This is a genomic window from Streptomyces sp. SLBN-31 (assembly GCF_006715395.1).
Classification (GTDB): Bacteria; Actinomycetota; Actinomycetes; order Streptomycetales; family Streptomycetaceae; genus Streptomyces.
Window position 1 is genome coordinate 2,677,116 of the sequence record NZ_VFNC01000001.1, and the last position, 16,677, is coordinate 2,693,792.

21 protein-coding genes are annotated in these 16,677 nt (G+C 73.1%); 9 read left to right on the forward strand and 12 right to left on the reverse strand.

Annotated features, from left to right (window positions below):
* Nucleotides 1-38: 38 nt before the first annotated feature.
* Nucleotides 39-1,079, reverse strand: coding sequence for an LLM class flavin-dependent oxidoreductase (locus FBY22_RS12280; protein WP_142144987.1), 1,041 nt, complete (start codon nt 1,077-1,079; stop codon nt 39-41).
* 128 nt (nt 1,080-1,207) lie between these two features.
* Here FBY22_RS12280 and FBY22_RS12285 point away from each other — a divergent pair, with 128 nt between their 5' ends.
* Nucleotides 1,208-2,005, forward strand: coding sequence for an SDR family oxidoreductase (locus FBY22_RS12285; protein WP_260844804.1), 798 nt, complete (start codon nt 1,208-1,210; stop codon nt 2,003-2,005).
* 13 nt (nt 2,006-2,018) lie between these two features.
* Here FBY22_RS12285 and FBY22_RS12290 read toward each other — a convergent pair whose 3' ends face one another.
* Entirely contained in the window at nt 2,019-2,441 is a 423-nt protein-coding gene (locus tag FBY22_RS12290) for a (2Fe-2S) ferredoxin domain-containing protein (RefSeq protein WP_142144989.1), read from the reverse strand.
* Between the two features lie 52 nt (nt 2,442-2,493).
* Nucleotides 2,494-2,829 carry a hypothetical protein gene (locus tag FBY22_RS44820; RefSeq protein ID WP_260844806.1) on the reverse strand — a complete coding sequence of 112 codons (336 nt, stop codon included), beginning with the start codon at nt 2,827-2,829 and terminating at the stop codon, nt 2,494-2,496.
* Nucleotides 2,830-3,393: 564 nt separating this feature from the next.
* Here FBY22_RS44820 and FBY22_RS12300 point away from each other — a divergent pair.
* The 4 genes from FBY22_RS12300 to FBY22_RS12315 all read left to right on the forward strand — a co-directional run bounded on the left by FBY22_RS12300 (nt 3,394) and on the right by FBY22_RS12315 (nt 6,099).
* Entirely contained in the window at nt 3,394-4,341 is a 948-nt protein-coding gene (locus tag FBY22_RS12300) for a universal stress protein (RefSeq protein WP_142144991.1), read from the forward strand.
* Nucleotides 4,342-4,395: 54 nt separating this feature from the next.
* The gene (locus FBY22_RS12305) at nt 4,396-5,097 is read left to right on the forward strand and encodes a CBS domain-containing protein (protein WP_142144993.1); all 702 of its coding nucleotides are present in this window, start codon (nt 4,396-4,398) and stop codon (nt 5,095-5,097) included.
* Nucleotides 5,098-5,208: 111 nt separating this feature from the next.
* Nucleotides 5,209-5,499 (forward strand): dsRBD fold-containing protein, encoded by a 291-nt coding sequence (locus tag FBY22_RS12310; RefSeq protein ID WP_142144995.1) that lies wholly within the window; start codon nt 5,209-5,211, stop codon nt 5,497-5,499.
* A 108-nt stretch (nt 5,500-5,607) separates the two neighbouring features.
* Nucleotides 5,608-6,099 carry a hypothetical protein gene (locus FBY22_RS12315; protein WP_142144997.1) on the forward strand — a complete coding sequence of 164 codons (492 nt, stop codon included), beginning with the start codon at nt 5,608-5,610 and terminating at the stop codon, nt 6,097-6,099.
* 51 nt (nt 6,100-6,150) lie between these two features.
* Here FBY22_RS12315 and FBY22_RS12320 read toward each other — a convergent pair whose 3' ends face one another.
* Nucleotides 6,151-6,369, reverse strand: a complete 219-nt coding sequence (locus tag FBY22_RS12320) for a dodecin (RefSeq protein ID WP_142144999.1) — start codon at nt 6,367-6,369, stop codon at nt 6,151-6,153.
* Nucleotides 6,370-6,623: 254 nt separating this feature from the next.
* Between FBY22_RS12320 and FBY22_RS12325 the strand changes: the two genes are divergently transcribed.
* Nucleotides 6,624-7,850, forward strand: coding sequence for an extracellular solute-binding protein (locus FBY22_RS12325; RefSeq protein ID WP_174267199.1), 1,227 nt, complete (start codon nt 6,624-6,626; stop codon nt 7,848-7,850).
* A gap of 46 nt (nt 7,851-7,896) precedes the next feature.
* Here FBY22_RS12325 and egtD read toward each other — a convergent pair whose 3' ends face one another.
* Genes egtD through egtA form a run of 4 tightly spaced genes read right to left on the reverse strand, consistent with a single transcriptional unit; the run spans nt 7,897 to nt 12,288 of the window.
* Nucleotides 7,897-8,859, reverse strand: coding sequence for an L-histidine N(alpha)-methyltransferase (gene egtD / locus FBY22_RS12330; RefSeq protein ID WP_142145003.1), 963 nt, complete (start codon nt 8,857-8,859; stop codon nt 7,897-7,899).
* On the reverse strand, nt 8,856-9,647 hold the full coding sequence (gene egtC / locus FBY22_RS12335; RefSeq protein WP_142145005.1) for an ergothioneine biosynthesis protein EgtC: 792 nt from the start codon (nt 9,645-9,647) through the stop codon (nt 8,856-8,858). Before egtC ends, egtD begins: the two co-directional genes overlap by 4 nt.
* The gene (egtB, locus tag FBY22_RS12340; protein WP_142145007.1) at nt 9,647-10,981 is read right to left on the reverse strand and encodes an ergothioneine biosynthesis protein EgtB; all 1,335 of its coding nucleotides are present in this window, start codon (nt 10,979-10,981) and stop codon (nt 9,647-9,649) included. The genes egtC and egtB overlap by 1 nt, the downstream gene beginning before the upstream one ends.
* Entirely contained in the window at nt 10,978-12,288 is a 1,311-nt protein-coding gene (gene egtA, locus FBY22_RS12345) for an ergothioneine biosynthesis glutamate--cysteine ligase EgtA (protein WP_142145009.1), read from the reverse strand. The genes egtB and egtA overlap by 4 nt, the downstream gene beginning before the upstream one ends.
* A 290-nt stretch (nt 12,289-12,578) precedes the next feature.
* On the opposite strand from egtA, the gene FBY22_RS12350 reads away from it, so the two are divergent.
* The gene (locus FBY22_RS12350) at nt 12,579-13,406 is read left to right on the forward strand and encodes a TIGR02452 family protein (RefSeq protein WP_174267128.1); all 828 of its coding nucleotides are present in this window, start codon (nt 12,579-12,581) and stop codon (nt 13,404-13,406) included.
* 133 nt (nt 13,407-13,539) lie between these two features.
* On the opposite strand, the gene FBY22_RS12355 is transcribed toward FBY22_RS12350, so the two are convergent.
* Nucleotides 13,540-13,926 (reverse strand): cupin domain-containing protein, encoded by a 387-nt coding sequence (locus FBY22_RS12355; protein ID WP_142145011.1) that lies wholly within the window; start codon nt 13,924-13,926, stop codon nt 13,540-13,542.
* A gap of 129 nt (nt 13,927-14,055) precedes the next feature.
* On the opposite strand from FBY22_RS12355, the gene FBY22_RS12360 reads away from it, so the two are divergent.
* Together FBY22_RS12360 and FBY22_RS12365 are read left to right on the forward strand one after the other, a co-directional pair.
* The gene (locus FBY22_RS12360; protein ID WP_142145013.1) at nt 14,056-14,748 is read left to right on the forward strand and encodes a metalloregulator ArsR/SmtB family transcription factor; all 693 of its coding nucleotides are present in this window, start codon (nt 14,056-14,058) and stop codon (nt 14,746-14,748) included.
* Entirely contained in the window at nt 14,748-15,179 is a 432-nt protein-coding gene (locus FBY22_RS12365) for a hypothetical protein (RefSeq protein ID WP_142145015.1), read from the forward strand. The genes FBY22_RS12360 and FBY22_RS12365 overlap by 1 nt, the downstream gene beginning before the upstream one ends.
* 49 nt (nt 15,180-15,228) lie before the next feature.
* Here the strand turns inward: FBY22_RS12365 and FBY22_RS12370 are convergent, their stop codons facing one another.
* The 3 genes from FBY22_RS12370 to FBY22_RS12380 all read right to left on the reverse strand — a co-directional run bounded on the left by FBY22_RS12370 (nt 15,229) and on the right by FBY22_RS12380 (nt 16,597).
* Nucleotides 15,229-15,582, reverse strand: a complete 354-nt coding sequence (locus tag FBY22_RS12370; RefSeq protein ID WP_142145017.1) for a carboxymuconolactone decarboxylase — start codon at nt 15,580-15,582, stop codon at nt 15,229-15,231.
* 22 nt (nt 15,583-15,604) lie between these two features.
* Nucleotides 15,605-15,958: a helix-turn-helix domain-containing protein gene (locus FBY22_RS12375; RefSeq protein ID WP_142145019.1), complete on the reverse strand. Its 354-nt coding sequence runs from the start codon at nt 15,956-15,958 to the stop codon at nt 15,605-15,607.
* A 192-nt stretch (nt 15,959-16,150) separates the two neighbouring features.
* Nucleotides 16,151-16,597, reverse strand: coding sequence for a type II toxin-antitoxin system PemK/MazF family toxin (locus FBY22_RS12380; protein ID WP_142145021.1), 447 nt, complete (start codon nt 16,595-16,597; stop codon nt 16,151-16,153).
* Nucleotides 16,598-16,677: the final 80 nt, after the last annotated feature.

Consider the following 16,677-nt stretch of genomic DNA (forward strand, 5'->3'; position numbering starts at 1 on the left):
TCCGTTACTCCGTCACTCCGGGGACAAACCCCGCGATCCTACGCGGCCGGGCCGGTCGTCGCCGCCCGACGTCCCACTGCCGGTGCGCCGAAGATCCCGGACAGCCTGCGGTACGAGTCCACCAGCGCCGCCCTGTCGTACGTACTGGTGGTGACCAGCACCTCCTGCGCCGCCGTCTCCTTCAGCACCGTCTCCAGCTCGTGCGCGACCTGCTCCTCGGTGCCCGCGACGTGTCCGGCGAGCCCGGCCTCGTAGAAGCCGCGCTCCTTCGCGGTCATCGTCAGGGCCTTCACGCGCTCGGCGGGCGGCAGGGGCGGGAAGGTGCCGTGGGTACGGGAGTACGCCATCGACCAGGCCTCCGGGATCAGCAGGCGGCGGGCCTCCTCGGGCGTGGCGGCCACGGCGATCGTGCCCGAGACGACGACGTACGGCTCCGCCGCCCAGGGGGAGGGGCGGAAGGCCGCGCGGTAGCGGTCGATGCCGCGCAGCATCTTCGCCCGGTTGCGCAGGTCGCCGATCACCATCGGCAGGCCCGCCCGTCCCGCGATGTCGGCGCCCTCGCCCATCGCTAGAACGAACGGCGGCACGGTCAGGCCCTCCGCGGGCCGGGCGTGGACGCCGGTGGGGGACGTGCCGCGGAACCAGCCGAGCAGTTCGTCGAGCTGCCCCGCGAAGTCCTCGGCGGCCTCCTTGTCCCGGCCCAGCGCCCTGCGCACACCGTCGGTGAACCCCACCGACCGTCCCAGCCCCATGTCGACGCGTCCCGGGAAGAGGGACTCCAGCACCCCGAACTGCTCGGCCACGACCAGGGGCCGGTGATTGGGCAGCATCACGCCGCCGGTGCCGACCCGGATCGTGCGCGTCGCGGCCGCGACGGCGGCGGCGAGCACGGTCGGCGCGGACCCCGCGACCCCGGGCACACCGTGGTGCTCCGACACCCACAGCCGCCGGTAGCCGAGCCCTTCCAGCTCCCGCGCCAGCCGCACGGTGTCCCGCAGCGCCTCCGCATGCGTGTGGCCCTCTCGGGTGCGGGAGCGGTCGAGCACGGAGAAACGGGTCTGGGCGATCAGGGAGCTCATACAGGGTTCAACACCGGGCGGCCCCCAGGATTCCTGAGGCCGCCGGCCGGGGGGCCGGTGCCTGCGCCGCGTCGGGGCGCCGGAAAAGCGATTGACGCCCCGACGCCGCCCCGGGACGATCTCCCCCCGTGACGACGCGTACCGATCAGGACCCCACCGTGCCCGGCGGGGCCGCCGTCCGCCCCGTCGCCCTGATCACCGGCGTGGGCCGCACGGCCGGCATCGGCGCGGGGGTCGCCCGTCGCCTGGCCTCCTCGGGCTGGGACATCGGCTTCACCTACTGGACCGCCTACGACGACCGCATGACCTGGGGGAGAGAAGCCGGCGCCACCGCGGCGATCGTCGCGGACCTGAACGGACGCGGCGCGTCCACGGCGGCGATCGAGGCGGACCTCGTCGATCCGCAGACCCCGGCCCGTGTCTTCGAGGAGGCCGAGCGGCGGCTGGGCGGAGTCACCGCGCTGGTGATGTGCCACTGCGAGTCGGTCGACTCCGGACTGCTCGACACGACCGTGGAGAGCTTCGACCGGCACTTCGCCGTCAACGCCCGCGCCACCTGGCTGCTGATCCGCGAGTTCGGGCGTCGCTTCGCCGGAACCGCGGGAGCCGGCCGGATCATCGCCCTCACCAGTGACCACACCGTCGGCAACCTGCCCTACGGGGCGAGCAAGGGAGCCCTCGACCGGATCACCCTCGCTGCCGCCCGCGAGCTCGCCGGCCTCGGCGTGACCGCCAACGTGATCAACCCCGGTCCCGTCGACACCGGTTGGATGACGGAGGAAGTCCGCGAGCACTGCGTACGCGCCACCCCCCTCGGCCGGCTCGGCACACCCCGGGACACCGCGCACCTGGTGGACTTCCTGTGCTCCGCGGAGGGCGGCTGGATCAACGGCCAGCTGCTGATGAGCAACGGCGGCTTCGCCTAGAAGCGGAGCCGCCTCATCGGCGGCTGCGGGTCCGGGCGTCGCGTGGCGGGCGGATGAACTGCAGCTCCAGGGTCACCGGCGGCTCGACGAGGCCCGGTCCGCCCGCCGCCGCCCAGTCGATGACCTCCTGGGTGCAGTCGTCGTCCATCGCGAAGCCGACCCAGGTGGCCCGGCCGCCGGCCCGCCGCCCCGCGGCCGACGGCTGCACGACGATGACGTTGGCCTGGTCGCAGGGGCCCAGGCAGTCGGTCGTACGGACCTGGAAGCCGGACTCGGCCGCCGCGGCGCGCAGCCGCTCCAGTTGCCAGACGTGGTCGCTGTCCGGGTGTTTGCGCGGGTCGCCGCAGCAGCAGCCCCGGCAGACGACGAGCGTGCAGGGGCGCTGCTGGGCCGCGCCGATCAGAGTGGTGCGGGGGGCGGGGAACCGGGATGCCATGGGAGAAGCATGATCCATCCGCCCTGGGCCCCGACTCACCGGGTCGGTCGGGTCAGAACCGCGCCCCGATGTCCGCCCCGTTGCGCGGTACGAGGAAGGACGGCGCCGAGGGCAGCGAACCGTCGGCCGCGCGCGGGCCCGTCAAGGGCGCGGGGTCCGCGCTGAGGACCGAAGAGGCATTCCAAGTGCCGCCCAGATCCCAGGAGTTGCCCTTGGAGACGGTCGACGGGCCCAGCGCGGAGGTGAGGGTGCCGGGCGCGGCGGCGTCGCCGCCGACCGCCACCACCAGGGTCCTCGTCGCCGCCGACGCCTCGCCCGCCGTTCCCAACGCCGCCGTCAGTGCCGCGCTCACGACCGCAGCCGTCCAGATCGCCGTGTTGCCGCGCATGGGGCCTCCCGCCTCCGCGTACTCGCCATGTGGCTGTTCGCACGGCAGTGGCCGCGGGGAGAGGAAAGGTTGCCCCCAGGGCACGACAGAACCTGCGAGGTGGGCTCCCTTCGCCGGTATGGTCCGGATCAGGTGATGGAGGTCGCCGTCCGGTCCTTCGACCTTCCGGCCTCTCAGCCCATCCGTCGTCCCTTCCTTGACAAGGGCTCGTGTCCCTTGTTGAAGGTGGCGTCCCGGATGCGCTCCCTCGCTCGCCCCGCAGGCTGATTCCAGCGTACGGCCGGCCGTACGGCGTGCCAGGGCCGAAGGGGCCCGTCCCGCAGGGCCATTCGGCCCCTTCGTGCGTCCGCCGCCGCGCCCCCGGGCCGACGCCGACCGGGGCCCGTCGGCACGGCGCCCGCCGGTCCGCGGACGGCGTGGGCCGAGTGGCTCGGCTCGTGCCCGTTGGGCCCAAGCACGGTCTGCCGCCTCCTCACAAGGCTGGAGGTGACGAGAGGGACCCACGCGTGGGCAGGTGCGTGCCGGGCGCGCTCGAGGGCCTTCCGGGCCAGGAGAGGAGAGGTCATGACGCATGAGCGCGAAAGCCTCTGGGACTACGGCAGGTACGCGCCCCGTCCCGCCCTGCACGGCCATGTGCTGGCGGGCGTGGACGGGTCCGACGAGGCGTTGCGGGCCCTGGACCAGGCGGTCGCGGAGGCGGTGGCGCGCCGGGCTCCGCTGGAGATCCTGCACGGCTGGCCGTGGGCCAAGCACGGCGCGCACGAGGGACTTCCGGGCGGCCCGGGGCAGGAGAAGTCCTCCCTCCTCGAGCGGGCGCACGCCGTGCTGGAGTCCGCCGTCGCCCGGGTGCGCGAACAGGCTCCGGAACTGGACGTGACGGCCACCCTGACCCCGCATCCGGCGGCGGCGGAACTGATGCGCCGGGGCGAGCACGCCGCGCTGACCGTCATCGGCAGCCGCGGCCCGAGCGAGATCACCGGACTGGTGTCCGGCTCGGTGGGCCGACGGCTCGCCGGCTGCTGCCCGAGCCCGCTGCTGGTGGTCCGGGGTGAGGCCGCGTACGGCGGTCTGGAACACGGCGTCGTGCTGGTCGGCGTGGGCACCGACACCGAGACCGAGGCGGCCCGGTTCGCCTTCGAGGAGGCGCAGCAGCGGGGCGCCCGGGTACGGGTCCTGCACAGCTGTGTCCTGCCGGCGACGTCGGGAGCCGGTCCCGTGGTCTCCGCCGAGCGGCTGCGGGCGGAGCTGGAGACCAAGGCCCGCAAGCAGTCGGCGGTGCCCCGGACGGCCGTGACCGCGCTGCGGGAGAAGTTCCCGGGGGTCGGGGTCGAGACCGACACCGTGTGGGGCGGGGCAGCCGAGTCCCTGGTGGAGGCCACGCGCGCGGCCGACGCCGTCGTGATCACGGCACACCGTCCGCACGGCCGGGGGCCCGCGCCGCGCCTCGGCCCGGTCACCCACGCGCTGCTGCACCGCGCGCACTGCCCGGTCTACCTCGTCCCCGCCGGCTGAGCGAAGACGGCGGACATACCCGACCGAAGTACGGAAGGAGCAGGAGGAAAGACGATGAGACACCGCACGATCGAGGACGTGATGACCCGGGAGGTGGTGCGCACGACCCGCGACACGTCGTTCAAGACGGTGGTCGGGCTGCTGGCGGAGCATCGCATCAGCGGACTGCCCGTGGTGGACGACGGGGAGCGGGTCCTCGGGGTGATCTCCGAGACCGATCTGCTCCAGCGGCAGGCGGCGCAGGACGACGTACGGCGGGGCAGGCGCCCGCGGCTGTTCCGGCTGACCCGCTCCGCGCGGGCGGCAGCGGCCAAGGCGCGGGCCACGACCGCGGAACACCTGATGACCAGGCCCGCCGTCACCGCCGAGCTCGGCGAGTCGGTGACGGAGGCGGCGCGCACGATGCGGCGGCACGCCGTGGAACGGCTGCCCGTGGTGGACCGGCAGGGCCGGCTGGCGGGCATCGTCACCCGCGGCGACCTGCTGCGGGTCTTCCTGCGTCCGGACGAGGACATCCGCCGTGACGTCCGCGACCAGGTGGCCTCGGCGCTCTGCCAGCCGCGCTACCTGGTGGACGTCGGTGTCACCGGCGGCGTCGTGCGGCTGCGCGGGCATGTGGAGCGGCGCAGCGACGCCGGGCTCGCGGTGCTCGTCGCCCGACGTGTCGACGGGGTCGTGGCCGTCACCGAGGCGCTCGGCCACCGCGTGGACGACTCCCGGCCGCTTCCGGCCGGTGTCTCTCCCGGCCACATGTAGGCGGCGGTGCCGCGGCCGTGCCGGGTGACAGGCTCCCGCGGGGGTCCGAGCATGGAGGTGCGGGGCGGGCGGCCCCGCACCGCGCGGAGCCTGCGGTACAAGGAGGACGCCATGGCGCACACCAGCGAGTGGAGGATGCGGCTTCACCTCTTCGAGGAGGAGAGGACGACCAAGGCGCACGTCGTGCTGGAGACCGGTACGACCACGCTCACCGGACACGGGGTCGCGCACCGCAACCCCGCCGACTCGGACGTGCCGGAGATCGGCGACGAACTGGCCGCGGGCCGGGCCCTGAACGACCTGGGCCGGCAGCTGGTGGCCCTCGCCGAGCACGACGTCGAGGGCACGGCCGCCACCGGCGCAGACCGCGAGCACGGGCAGACCCTCGGCTGGGCCATGTAGGCCCGCGAACGCGTGGTGCTGGACGACGCCACGCCGATCGGGCCGCCCGCACCCGCCGCCCGCCGCACCCGCCGCCCGCCGCACGCGCCGTCTGCCTAGGGTGGTGGGGTGACCGACAGCAGCACACGCCCCCTCGCCGTGTTCGACCTGGACAACACCCTCGCCGACACCGCGCACCGTCAGCGGTTCCTCGAGCGCAAGCCGCGCGACTGGGACGGTTTCTTCGCGGCCGCCCCCGACGATCCGCCGATCGCCGAGGGCATCGCGCTGGCGCTGGAGAGCGCGAAGGAGTGCGAGGTCGTCTACCTCACCGGACGCCCCGAGCGCTGCCGGCGCGACACGCTGGACTGGCTCGCCGCCCAGGGGCTGCCCGAGGGGCGGGTCCACATGCGGCGCAACGACGATCGCAGGCCGGCCCGCCGCACCAAGCTGGAGATCCTGCGCCGCCTCGCCCGCACCCGCGAGATCCGCCTGTTCGTCGACGACGACGAGCTGGTGTGCGCAGACGCCGAACAGGCGGGGTTCAGGGTCGTACGGGCGCGGTGGGCGGCCCCGTCGACCGAGCTGAGGGTGGCTCAGGAGCGGGAGGGGCGGACCTGAGCACGGCCCGCCGGGCCGAAGGGGTGACCTTCCGCGTCGCCCGCGAAGCCGTCAGTCCGACTCCTCCTCCAGACGGAAACCCACCTTCAGGCCGACCTGGTAGTGCGCGATCCGGCCTTCCTCGATCTGGCCGCGCACCTGGGTGACCTCGAACCAGTCCAGGTTGCGCAGGGTGTGCGAGGCGCGGTCGATGCCGTTGCGGATGGCCTGGTCGAGACCGTCGGTGGAGGTGCCGACGATCTCCGTGACCCGATAGGTGTGGTTGGACATGCGGGTGCTCCTCTCCGTACGGCCGTGATGACCGCAGTGTCACGTGTGTCACGCGTCACTCCACCGTGCCCCAAGCTGCGACGGAGCGCGAGACGTCTGCTTCGCGGCCCTTGCACCTCTTGACCCCCCGCATTGGTCCATACCAAAATCCGGGCACACCCGTACGAGCCCCGCGCTCGTCCCCCCACGCCGGGCCCCATCCCCTGTCCGCAGACAGAACAGGACCCCTCGTGAGACGTCGCAGCCTGCTCGCCATGGCCCCGCTCGGCCTCGTCGGCGCCTGTGGACTCGTCCCGGGCGACACCGACCGGCGCACAGTCACCGTGTGGCTGATGAAGGACAGCGCCTCCCAGGACTTCCTGCGCCGCTTCACCGAGCGGTTCGAGCGCGAACACTCCGACCTCCGGCTCGACATCCGCGTCCAGCAGTGGACCGGCATCGGTGCGAAGGTGCAGGCCGCCCTCGACGCCGGTTCCGGCCACGGACCCGACGTCATCGAGGTCGGCAACACCCAGGTCCCGCAGTACGTGGAGGGGGACCGGCTGCTCGATCTCACGCTGGAGTCACTGCGCTGGGGCAGGAGGGACTGGCTGCCAGGCCTCGCCGAACCGGGCCAGCAGAGCGCCCACCAGTACGGCATTCCCTGGTATGCGGCCAATCGGGTCGTCATCTACCGCAAGGACCTGTTCGCCAGGGCCGGCGTCACCGCTCCGCCGCGCACCCGCGAGGACTGGCTCACCGCGACGCGCCGGCTCGACTCCGGCGGCGTTCAGGGGATCTACCTCGCCGGACAGGACTGGTACACCCTCGCCGGCTTCATCTGGGACGAGGGCGGCGACCTCGCGAGCGACCGGGACGGCGGCGGCTGGCGCGGCACGCTGGACACCCCGGCGGCCCTGCGCGGCATGGACTTCTACCGGCGCCTTCAGGCGCTCGGCCACGGCCCTGTCGGCTCCGACGAGGAACACCCGCCGCAGGCGGGCGTCTTCGCCGAGGGGAGGGTGGCGCAGATCGTCGCGGTGCCGGGTCAGGCCCGGGCCGTCGTCCGGCAGAACCCCGGCCTGAAGGACAGGATCGGCTTTTTCCCCGTCCCCGGCCGGAGCGCGCACCGCCCCGGCGCCGTCTTCACCGGCGGTTCCGACCTCGTCGTACCGAACAACACGCGCGAGCGGGACGGCGCGGTGGCCGTCGTCGCCGCGCTCACCGGCGCCAGATGGGACACCGACCTGGCCCGGACCATGAACTACGTCCCCAACCGCAAGTCCCTCGCCGACGCCGTCGCCGGCGAGGAGGGCGTCGCGGCCATGGCGGCCGGGGCCGCACAAGGGCGGGCGACACCGGCCACGCCCCAGTGGGGCGCGGTCGAGGCCGACAACCCGATCAAGCCGTACATGACCAAGGTGCTCACCGGAGCCGACCCGGCGACCGAGGCCCGCCGCGCCTCCCGGCGCATCACGGACGTGCTGAACAGCCTGGGCTGAACCGCGGGGCGGGTGACGTCGCCGTCACCCGCCCCTCTGCCGTCGGTCAGCGGGCGATGCTCAACGACAGCGCGAACCGTCCCGCCTCGTCCGTCCACCAACGGGCCAGTTCCAGGCCCACGGCGTCCAGTTCGGCGCGTACGCCGTCCTTGCGGAACTTCGCCGACACCTCGGTGCGCAGCTCCTCGCCCTCGGCGAAGTCCACGGCCAGGTCGAGTGCCGGAATCTTCACCGTCTGTTCCGCGCGCGAGCGCAGCCGCATCTCGATCCACTCGTTCTCCGTGTCCCACAACGCCACGTGGTCGTAGGCCTCGGGGTCGAAGTCGGCGTGCAGCTCGCGGTTGACGACGGTCAGGACGTTCTTGTTGAAGGCGGCCGTCACGCCGGCCGCGTCGTCGTACGCCTCGACGAGCACCTTCTCGTCCTTGACCAGGTCGGTGCCGAGCAGCAGCGCGTCGCCGGGGGAGAGCAGGGAGCGGATCGAGGTCAGGAACACGGCCCGTTCGGCGGGGAGCAGGTTGCCGATCGTGCCGCCCAGGAACGCCACGAGGCGCGGCCCGGGTGTGTCGGGGAGCGCCAGCGACGCCGTGAAGTCGGCGATCAGGGCGTGCACGCTCAGTCCGGGACGCTCCGCCACGAGCGACTGCCCGGCCTGGGTGAGCGCGCTCTCGCTGACGTCCACCGGGACGTACGTGTGCAGGCCGGTCAGCGCGTCGAGGAGGTGCCGCGTCTTGTCCGACGAACCGGAGCCGAGCTCGACCAGGGTGCGGGCCCCCGTCGCCGCCGCGATCTCGCCGGCGCGGGCGATGAGGATCTCGCGCTCGGCGCGCGTCGGGTAGTACTCGGGCAGTTCGGTGATCTGCTCGAACAGCTCGCTGCCGTGGGCGTCGTAGAACCACTTCGGCGGCAGCGTCTTCGGGGTGCCGGTCAGGCCGTGCAGGACGTCGGCACGCAGCGCGGCGTCCGTGGCGTCCTCGGGCAGGGTGCGGGTGAGAAGGAACGGACTCACGTACGGGGCTCCTTCGGCAGTGCGGTGGCCGAGGTGTCGCTCGGCTCCTTGAGCGGGGTGAGCAGCACGTCCGTACGGCTCGCCGCGAGAAGAGTGCGGTCGGGGACCTCTTGCCAGTGCGGGTCGTCGTCGTAGGGCTCGGAGGCCACGACGGTGCTGCGGCCGGGCCGGGACAGGTACCAGAGGGTGTCGCCCCAGGTGGTCGCGGTGATCGTCTCGCCGTTGGTGAGCAGCAGGTTCAGGCGGGAGCCGGGGGCCGCCTCGGCGACCTCCAGCACCGTGTCGGCCAGCGCCTGCGCCTCGTCGTCGCCGTCGCGCAGCCGCGCCAGGACCAGCGCCCAGACGAGCGCCGAGTCGTTGCGGGCCTCCAGGGACAGCACGTCGACGGCCGGCAGCCGCTCCACCAGGGGCGCGAGCGACTGCGGCCAGCCCCTGACGGCACCGTTGTGACTGAACAGCCAGGGCCCGGCGGCGTACGGGGCCGCTGCGGCCTCCGCGTCGGCGCCCGACAGGGTCGCGTCGCGTACGGCGGCCAGCACGGCGCCGCTCCGCACGACCCGGGACAGGTCGGCGAAGGACAGGTCCGCCCAGATCGGCCCGGCACGGCGGTACCGGGCCGGCACCGGGTCGCCCTCGGCGTACCAACCCACCCCGAAACCATCGGCGTTGACGGTCCCGTGGCGCTGGTGCCGCGGCGCCCACGACTGGCGGTACAGGCCGTGCGCGGGCTCCACGAGAAGGGTGCCGAGCGGCTCCGGCGGCCCCAGATAGGCCAGGTGACGGCACATCAGACGTCCCCCGCGGAACGCGCGGTGCGGAACCCGGAGAAGATCTGCCGCCGGATCGGGTAGTCCCAGTTGCGGAACGTCCCCCGGCAGGCGACCTGGTCCACGGCGAACGACCCGCCGCGCAGCACCTTGTACTCCGGCCCGAAGAACACCTCCGAGTACTCCTTGTACGGGAAGGCCTGGAAGCCCGGGTACGGCAGGAAGTCGCTCGCCGTCCACTCCCACACGTCCCCGATCAACTGCCGTACGCCGAGCGGCGACTCACCGGCCGGGTAGCTGCCGGCGGGCGCCGGGCGCAGGTGCCGCTGGCCGAGGTTGGCGTGCTCGGGCGCCGGGTCGGCGTCGCCCCACGGGTAGCGCGTCGAGCGGCCGGTCGCCGGGTCGTGGCGGGCCGCTTTCTCCCACTCGGCCTCGGTGGGCAGCCGTCGGCCGGCCCAGCGGGCGTAGGCGTCGGCCTCGTACCAGCACACGTGCACGACCGGCTCGTCCGGTGGCACGACCTCCGTCACCCCGAAGCGGCGCCGCAGCCACTGCTTGCCGTCACGGCGCCAGAACAGCGGTGCGTACAGGGAGTGTTTGCGCACGTGGGCCCAGCCCTCGGCCGTCCACCAGCGCTCGTTGTCGTAGCCGCCGTCCTCGATGAACGCCTGGTAGGCGCCGTTCGTCACGGGTGTGGTGTCGATGTGGAAGGACGCCACCTCGCGGCGGTGCGCCGGGCGTTCGTTGTCCAGCGCCCACGGCTCGGTGGAGGTGCCCATGGTGAACGGGCCACCGGGGACGAGGACTTCGGCGGGACCGGTGAACAGCGGCACCGGCTCCGGGTCGGGGGCGGTCAGGGCCTGCGGGCCCTTGCGGAGCTGATGGGTGATCAGCATCGTCTCGTCGTGCTGCTGTTCGTGCTGGGCGATCATCCCGAAGGCGAAGCCCGCCTGGGTCAGCCGCGTGCCGTGGAAGTCGGCGCTCTCCAGCAGGTCCATCACCCGCCCGCGCACCTCGGCCGCGTACGCCCGGGCCTCGGCGGGCGGCAGCAGCGGCAATGAGGGGCGTTCGGAGCGGGGGTGCTCGAAGGCGTCGTAGAGGCCGTCGATCTCGGGGCGCATGGCGTCCCGGCCGGCGACGGCCCGCAGCAGCCAGAGCTCCTCCTGGTTGCCGATGTGCGCGAGGTCCCAGACCAGCGGCGACATCAGGGGAGAGTGCTGGGCGGTCAGGTCGGGGTCCTCGACGCAGCTGGTCAGCAGCGTGGTGCGGGTGCGGGCGGTGGTGAGGGTGGTCAGCGCCCGTTCCCGGAGTGCTTCCGCATCGATATGGGGTGCGTCGATGGCGGGGTCGGTCATGTGCTCAGGTCCTTCCCGTGGGCGCGAGGGCTCGTCTCGCGCAGGCGGTCCAGCAGATCGTCGGCAGGGGTGCGGCCCTTGCGGACGTAAGCCTCCAGATACGCGGTCACGGCGTCCGTGACCTGCTCGGTGGCCCCGATCCGGGGCAGCGCCTCCAGCGCGGCGGTGAAGCAGCCGACGGCCGTCTCGTGCAGCTCGGTGTCGGCCAAAGCGTCGCGGGCCGCGTCGGTCCACAGCGGATTGTGCGGCGCCGGACGCCCCACTGAGCGTTCGGCCAGGGGCTTGACCAGCCGGTAGGCGGTCTCGGCGGCCTCCGGGTCCTCGAACAGCGCGGTGGTCACGGCCAGCGGCACGATCCAGCCGTCGTCGCCTGGCTGCGCGTCGATCATGCGCAGCTCCAGGAAACCGCGCGGCCTGACCGGCGGGAACAGCGTCGTGATGTGGTAGTCGAGGTCCTCACGCGTCGGCGCTCTGGGCGCCTTCGAGCGGACCCACTCGCGGAACGTGAGCCCGTCGGGGACGTCCCAGGGGCCGCCCTCGCGTCGTACACACATCACCGGGGCGTCCATGACGTGCCGGGCCCACGCCGCGCGCGGATCGCCGTTCAGCGCGGGTCCGCCGGCCCGGCCCGCGCCGATCTCCATCCACGTCAGCTGCCGCGTGGAGCGCCAGCCCGTGGGCCGTCCGGCGGCCAGCGGGGAGTTGGCGAAGGCGGCCAGGAGCACCGCGCCCAGCTGGTGCGCCAACCACCAGCGCCGCCCGTGGCCGAGCGGTCCGGGCTCCTCGTACCCGGCGTCCAGGCACACCTGGACGGAGGCCGAGGTGCACATCATGCGACGGCCGGCGGGACCGGTGCGGTCCAGGGCGACTTCCATGGCGTCGTAGCGCGGCTGACGCAGGAAGCGGCGGGGCGGGTGCCAGGGGTCGTGGCCGATGCCGACGATGCCGAGGCCGTGCCCGGCGAGCGCCGTACGGACGGCGTCGAGATCGGCGGAGACGGTACCGATGCACTCCATCAGGGAGGTGGCGGGCGGCGAGCTCAGTTCCAGCTGGCCGCCGGGCTCTGTGGTGAGCGCCGACCTCAGGGGCACGGTCCGCAGTGCGGCATAGGCCGCCGCGAGTCGTTCGGGTGTGACGGGTAGCTGCGGCCGGCGCAGCTCGTGGACGAGCCATTCCACTTCGACCCCGATCCCCCGGGGCGGGCCGGTCTTGAAGCAGATGCCCCGGACCAGGGCCTCCACCTCGGCTTCGGACAGGGCGGTGCGTGGCTCCGTACAGTCGCCGCAGTCAGTGGCTGATTCGGACATTCCGGGATCCCTTTCTGAGATTCCACCGTGCCGCCGGCCCGGCCCGTCAGGCGCCCGGACGGCGGCACTCGTCCCACCCAAGACCTTCGTGCCGATTCGCACAAGGGTGCGTACCGGTACGTTCCGGCTCGGTAATCTCCTCCTTCCCCCGGTTTCCCGGGGCTTTCCTGCGCGTTTTCGGACACGAAAACTCTGTTGCACCGTCACTCCAGCATCACCCACGATCGGTGCATGAGCACGACGGGGGAGCGCGCACGGCGCGCGAGCATGGCGTCCACGGGGGTGGCGCCATGAGCGCGCGCCTGCGTGGTCTCGCGCGCGAGACGGAGGAGATCGTCGCGGCGGGCACGTATCGCGCGTCCGACGGGCGCGAGGTGTCCATCGCGCAGTCCGTGGCCGCGGCGCGGTCGGGGACGCGCATGTACGGGCCGGAGCCCGTCTCCGTGCCGCAGACCGTGCCCGCCGAGACATTCTTCGAGGTCACGGGCGAGAGCAGCCTGGAGGCGGCACGCCGTGTGGGCGGCGGCCCGGCCGTGCTGAACTTCGCCTCCGCCCGCAACCCGGGCGGCGGCTTCCTCAACGGCGCCCAGGCCCAGGAGGAGGCGCTGTGCCGCTCCTCCGCGCTGTACCGGTGCCTGCTCGAAGTCCCCGGGTTCTACGACCATCACCGCGCCCACCGCGACCCGTTCTACACGGACCGCGTCATCCACTCACCGGCCGTTCCCGTCTTCCGGGACGACCGGGGCCGCCTGCTGGACGAGCCGTACACGGCGGGCTTTCTCACGGCCGCCGCACCGAACGCCGGCGTCATCCGGCGTACGGCGCCCGAGCGGGCCGCCGAGCTGCCGCGGGCCCTTGCGGTGCGCGCGGAGCGGGTGCTGGAGACGGCCGTCGCCCACGGCTACCGGCGTCTGGTGCTGGGGGCCTGGGGGTGCGGCGTGTTCCAGAACGACCCGGCGCAGGTGGCCGCCGCCTTCCGGGCGCTGCTCGGGCCGGGCGGACGGTTCGCGGCGCACTTCGAGCACGTGGTGTTCGGGGTGCTCGACCGCCGACCGGACAGTGCGGCGCGGGAGGCGTTCGCGCGCGTATTCGCGGCGGGGCGGACGCAGCCGTCGTAGGCGGCGGGACCGGACCTGGAGCTGGCGAGACCCCCGCGGACGGGGGATGCCGCGGGGGTCTCACTCGGAAAGACGGACGAGGGGCGGCGTTCGTTCCCGGTCTGCCGAACAGTTTTGCGCGGCCGCTTCCGCCTCAGCGTGCGCGGCCGATCTGCATGCCGGGCCGGCGGCGGTGGACCGTGAGGTAGGCGAGGCCGTCGTCGCCCGCGGTGATGCTGCGGGTGGAGCCGCGAGGGAGCCAGAACAGGGAGCCCGTGGCGAGGGGCAGCGGTTCGCCCTCGGTGCCGGCGCCGAGCGTGCCTGCACCCGAGACGACGAGCACCAGGACGTCCAGGTCCGGTTCCGCGTGCGGGGCGATGTGCCGGCCGGGGGCCAGCCGGACGAGGTTGGCGTCGAGCTGGCGTCCGCTCTCGGTGAGCTTCCAGAGCACCCCTGTCGCGGACGCGTCGGCCAAGTCGTCGACGTCGCACAGAGGGATCGGCCTCGCCTCTTCCTCATCCGCCTGTGGGACTCGTGCCATCGGTCTCTCCGCTCCCGACCGTCCGGGCCTTCCGGCTCCGGACCCGCCTCACCTGCCTCTTATTATTACAGGTAGTATTTGGAGAAATTAATCGGAGGTACGGCTCACGACGGAAAAGGGGCGAGGAGGATGTCCACCTCACGGACCAGCCCGCGCCGCGGCGAGATCCTCGCCGTGCTGCGGGCGGCCGACGCTCCGCTCGGCGTCACGGAGACGGCCGAGCGCGTCGGCGTCCACCCCAACACCGTGCGGTTCCACCTGGACGCACTGGTCGAGGAGGGAGCCGTCGAGCGACAGACGGGGCAGTCCTCGGGCCGCGGACGCCCGCCCACCGTCTACGCGCCCCGCCCGGGCATGGACCGCGGCGGAAACCGCGGCTACCAACTGCTCGCGCGCATGCTGCTCAGCCGGCTCGCGGCCACCGGATCCGAAGCGCGCTCCGCCGTCATGGAGACGGGCCGCGCCTGGGGCCGCTTCCTCGTCGGGCAGCCGGAGCCGTACCGGCGGCCCACCCCCGAAGACGCGGCCGACCGTCTCGTCCGTCTGCTGGACGAGCTCGGCTTCGCCCCGGACGCCGAGGACGGCAAACCGCCCACCCGGATCCGGCTGCGGCACTGCCCCTTCCTCGAACTCGCCGAAGAGCACGGCCAGTTGGTGTGCCCCCTGCATCTCGCCCTCATGCAGGGCGCCCTGGCCGAGCTGCGCGCCCCGCTGACCGCGACCGGCCTCGAACCCTTCGCAGAACCCGATGCGTGCCTGGCCCACTTGGGGCCCGCACCGCAGCAGCCCGCACCGCTGCAGACAGCAGAAAGGCACCCTTGATGCACCCCACATGGGCCGTGGCGTCGGTCGCGGTCACCTTCCTCTGGCTCGGGATGGTGCTGGCGATCTCCTTTCTGGAAGCGCCGCTGAAGTTCCGCGCCCCGGGCGTGACCATCCCCATCGGCCTGGGGATCGGGCGGCTGGTCTTCCGCGCCCTCAACCTCGTCGAGGCCGTCCTCGCCGTCGCGCTCGCGGTGGCCGTCGCCGTCGGGGACCGGCCCGTCGGGATCGTGGGACCGGTCGTCGCCGTGGTCGTCCTGCTCGCGGCCCAGTTGACCGTGGTGCGGCCGCGGCTCAACCGCAGGTCCGACCGCGTTCTGGCGGGCGAGGACGTGCCCCGGTCCCGCGAGCACCTGTACTACGTCGGCCTGGAGGTGGCCAAGGTCGCCGCACTGGTGGCACTGGGGATCGGGCTGCTCACCCATCCCTAGCAGCCGAAGGCAACCGTCATCCCCGGCAGGGAAAAGCCACCGCCGCCGGTCAGGACTTGCGGCTCTGCGCCTCCGCCTGGGCGATGGCCTCCGCCTCGGTCTCGGCCAGCGCGATCGCGACACCGAAGGCCTGGGCGATGTGACCCGCGGCCGACATGACGCGAGCCGTGCCCACGACGGGAGCGATGGCGACCAGCAGGTCCTGCAACTGCTCCACCGTGAAGTCGGCCTTGATCGCCGGGTCGATGTGCGCCAGGTAGGAGATCGCGGGCGCGTCCATGGCGACGAGTGCCGCGACCCGGGCGAGGATCAGTGAGCGTGGCTCCATGTGGCATCGCTCGACGGAGTCGATGGTCATGGCCGTGATCGTGTCGAGTACGGGAGTGTCGGGTGCGGCGGTCATCGCGCACCCCCTTCCTGTGTCGTCAGGAACGTGCTGGTTCACACTTCGTGGTGGCCGTCGCGGCGTCCTCGAGTTCGGAGTCGGCGAACGAGAGCAGGAGGGTCACGGTGACGTCCGAGGCCTCCGGCGCACCGTGGGCGCACCAGGTCAGCAGACCCGCGTCCGACAGTCGGCGCAGGGCCGTGCTGACATGCGTCGGCTGCACCCCCAGTGCGTGGGCCGCGGGACGGAGCGGGAAGCTGACCGTGTCGGCCTCCCGGACCGGATCCACGTCGGCCACCAGATCCACCAGGAACGCCGCGAGCAGTCCGCCCCCGGGAACGCGCCGGGCCCTCGTCGCCCAGTCGAGTGCCCAGTGCCCGGACACGTGTGCCATGTACATCCGGCCTCCCTCTCCGCCTGACCGAAGCTCATGCGAAGAGCGGGTCGCGAGGGCGATCAGCTGCTGGGCCGAACTTCTGGACAGCAGAATCCCCGGGACGGCGAGCGCCTCAATCACCCGAAGCGGGTGAAAAGTTCCGCGCGGCGTTCGGCCGCCGGTGAGAAGGAGCTGGGGTGGCGGAGTCGTTCAGCTCCAGCCGTAGCGCTCGTGCAGGCGGTGGCGGACCAGGTTGAACCGGCCCCGGTCCAGGGCGCACGCCTCCCGGCGCATCCCGTCCTCGTGCAGCCTCAGCACCCGGTCCACGGAGATCCAGGAGTCGCGGCCCGACCGGTCCCACGGTCCGTTGCCGATCGCCACCCACTCCCGGTCGTCGTCGTGCCGCTTGCTGGACAGCTGGACGGCGAGCAGGGTGCCGGCGGCCTCGCGGGCGACGACCAGGACCGGACGGTCCTTGCCGCGGCCGTCGTTCTCCTCGAACGGCACCCAGGTCCACACGATCTCGCCCGGGTCGGGGTCGCCGTCGTGCGCGGGGGAGTACTCGGTGCGCACCGGACCGACCTGTCGGGGGTCGGCCTCGGTGGTGGCGGTGGGGCCGAAACGGCCCGGGACGTTCTCATCGGTAAACGCGGTCACGCAGGCACCTTAGTGGTCGCTCACACGGGTCGCTCGGGGGGCCGGACCCGGAAGCCGTGACGTTCAAGGCGGCGGCGGGC

Bases quoted from the DNA above. Each gene is read 5' to 3' on its own strand.
- FBY22_RS12375 (WP_142145019.1), bottom strand. From the start codon at position 15,958: ATGGCACACGTGTCCGGGCACTGGGCACTCGACTGGGCGACGAGGGCC.
- FBY22_RS12360 (WP_142145013.1), top strand. From the start codon at position 14,056: ATGTCCACCTCACGGACCAGCCCGCGCCGCGGCGAGATCCTCGCCGTG.
- FBY22_RS12365 (WP_142145015.1), top strand. From the start codon at position 14,748: ATGCACCCCACATGGGCCGTGGCGTCGGTCGCGGTCACCTTCCTCTGG.
- egtC (WP_142145005.1), bottom strand. From the start codon at position 9,647: ATGTGCCGTCACCTGGCCTATCTGGGGCCGCCGGAGCCGCTCGGCACC.
- FBY22_RS12310 (WP_142144995.1), top strand. From the start codon at position 5,209: ATGGCGCACACCAGCGAGTGGAGGATGCGGCTTCACCTCTTCGAGGAG.
- FBY22_RS12290 (WP_142144989.1), bottom strand. From the start codon at position 2,441: ATGGCATCCCGGTTCCCCGCCCCCCGCACCACTCTGATCGGCGCGGCC.
- FBY22_RS12305 (WP_142144993.1), top strand. From the start codon at position 4,396: ATGAGACACCGCACGATCGAGGACGTGATGACCCGGGAGGTGGTGCGC.
- FBY22_RS12320 (WP_142144999.1), bottom strand. From the start codon at position 6,369: ATGTCCAACCACACCTATCGGGTCACGGAGATCGTCGGCACCTCCACC.
- FBY22_RS12355 (WP_142145011.1), bottom strand. From the start codon at position 13,926: ATGGCACGAGTCCCACAGGCGGATGAGGAAGAGGCGAGGCCGATCCCT.
- FBY22_RS44820 (WP_260844806.1), bottom strand. From the start codon at position 2,829: ATGCGCGGCAACACGGCGATCTGGACGGCTGCGGTCGTGAGCGCGGCA.
- FBY22_RS12350 (WP_174267128.1), top strand. From the start codon at position 12,579: ATGAGCGCGCGCCTGCGTGGTCTCGCGCGCGAGACGGAGGAGATCGTC.
- egtB (WP_142145007.1), bottom strand. From the start codon at position 10,981: ATGACCGACCCCGCCATCGACGCACCCCATATCGATGCGGAAGCACTC.
- egtA (WP_142145009.1), bottom strand. From the start codon at position 12,288: ATGTCCGAATCAGCCACTGACTGCGGCGACTGTACGGAGCCACGCACC.
- FBY22_RS12300 (WP_142144991.1), top strand. From the start codon at position 3,394: ATGACGCATGAGCGCGAAAGCCTCTGGGACTACGGCAGGTACGCGCCC.
- FBY22_RS12280 (WP_142144987.1), bottom strand. From the start codon at position 1,079: ATGAGCTCCCTGATCGCCCAGACCCGTTTCTCCGTGCTCGACCGCTCC.
- FBY22_RS12370 (WP_142145017.1), bottom strand. From the start codon at position 15,582: ATGACCGCCGCACCCGACACTCCCGTACTCGACACGATCACGGCCATG.
- FBY22_RS12325 (WP_174267199.1), top strand. From the start codon at position 6,624: ATGGCCCCGCTCGGCCTCGTCGGCGCCTGTGGACTCGTCCCGGGCGAC.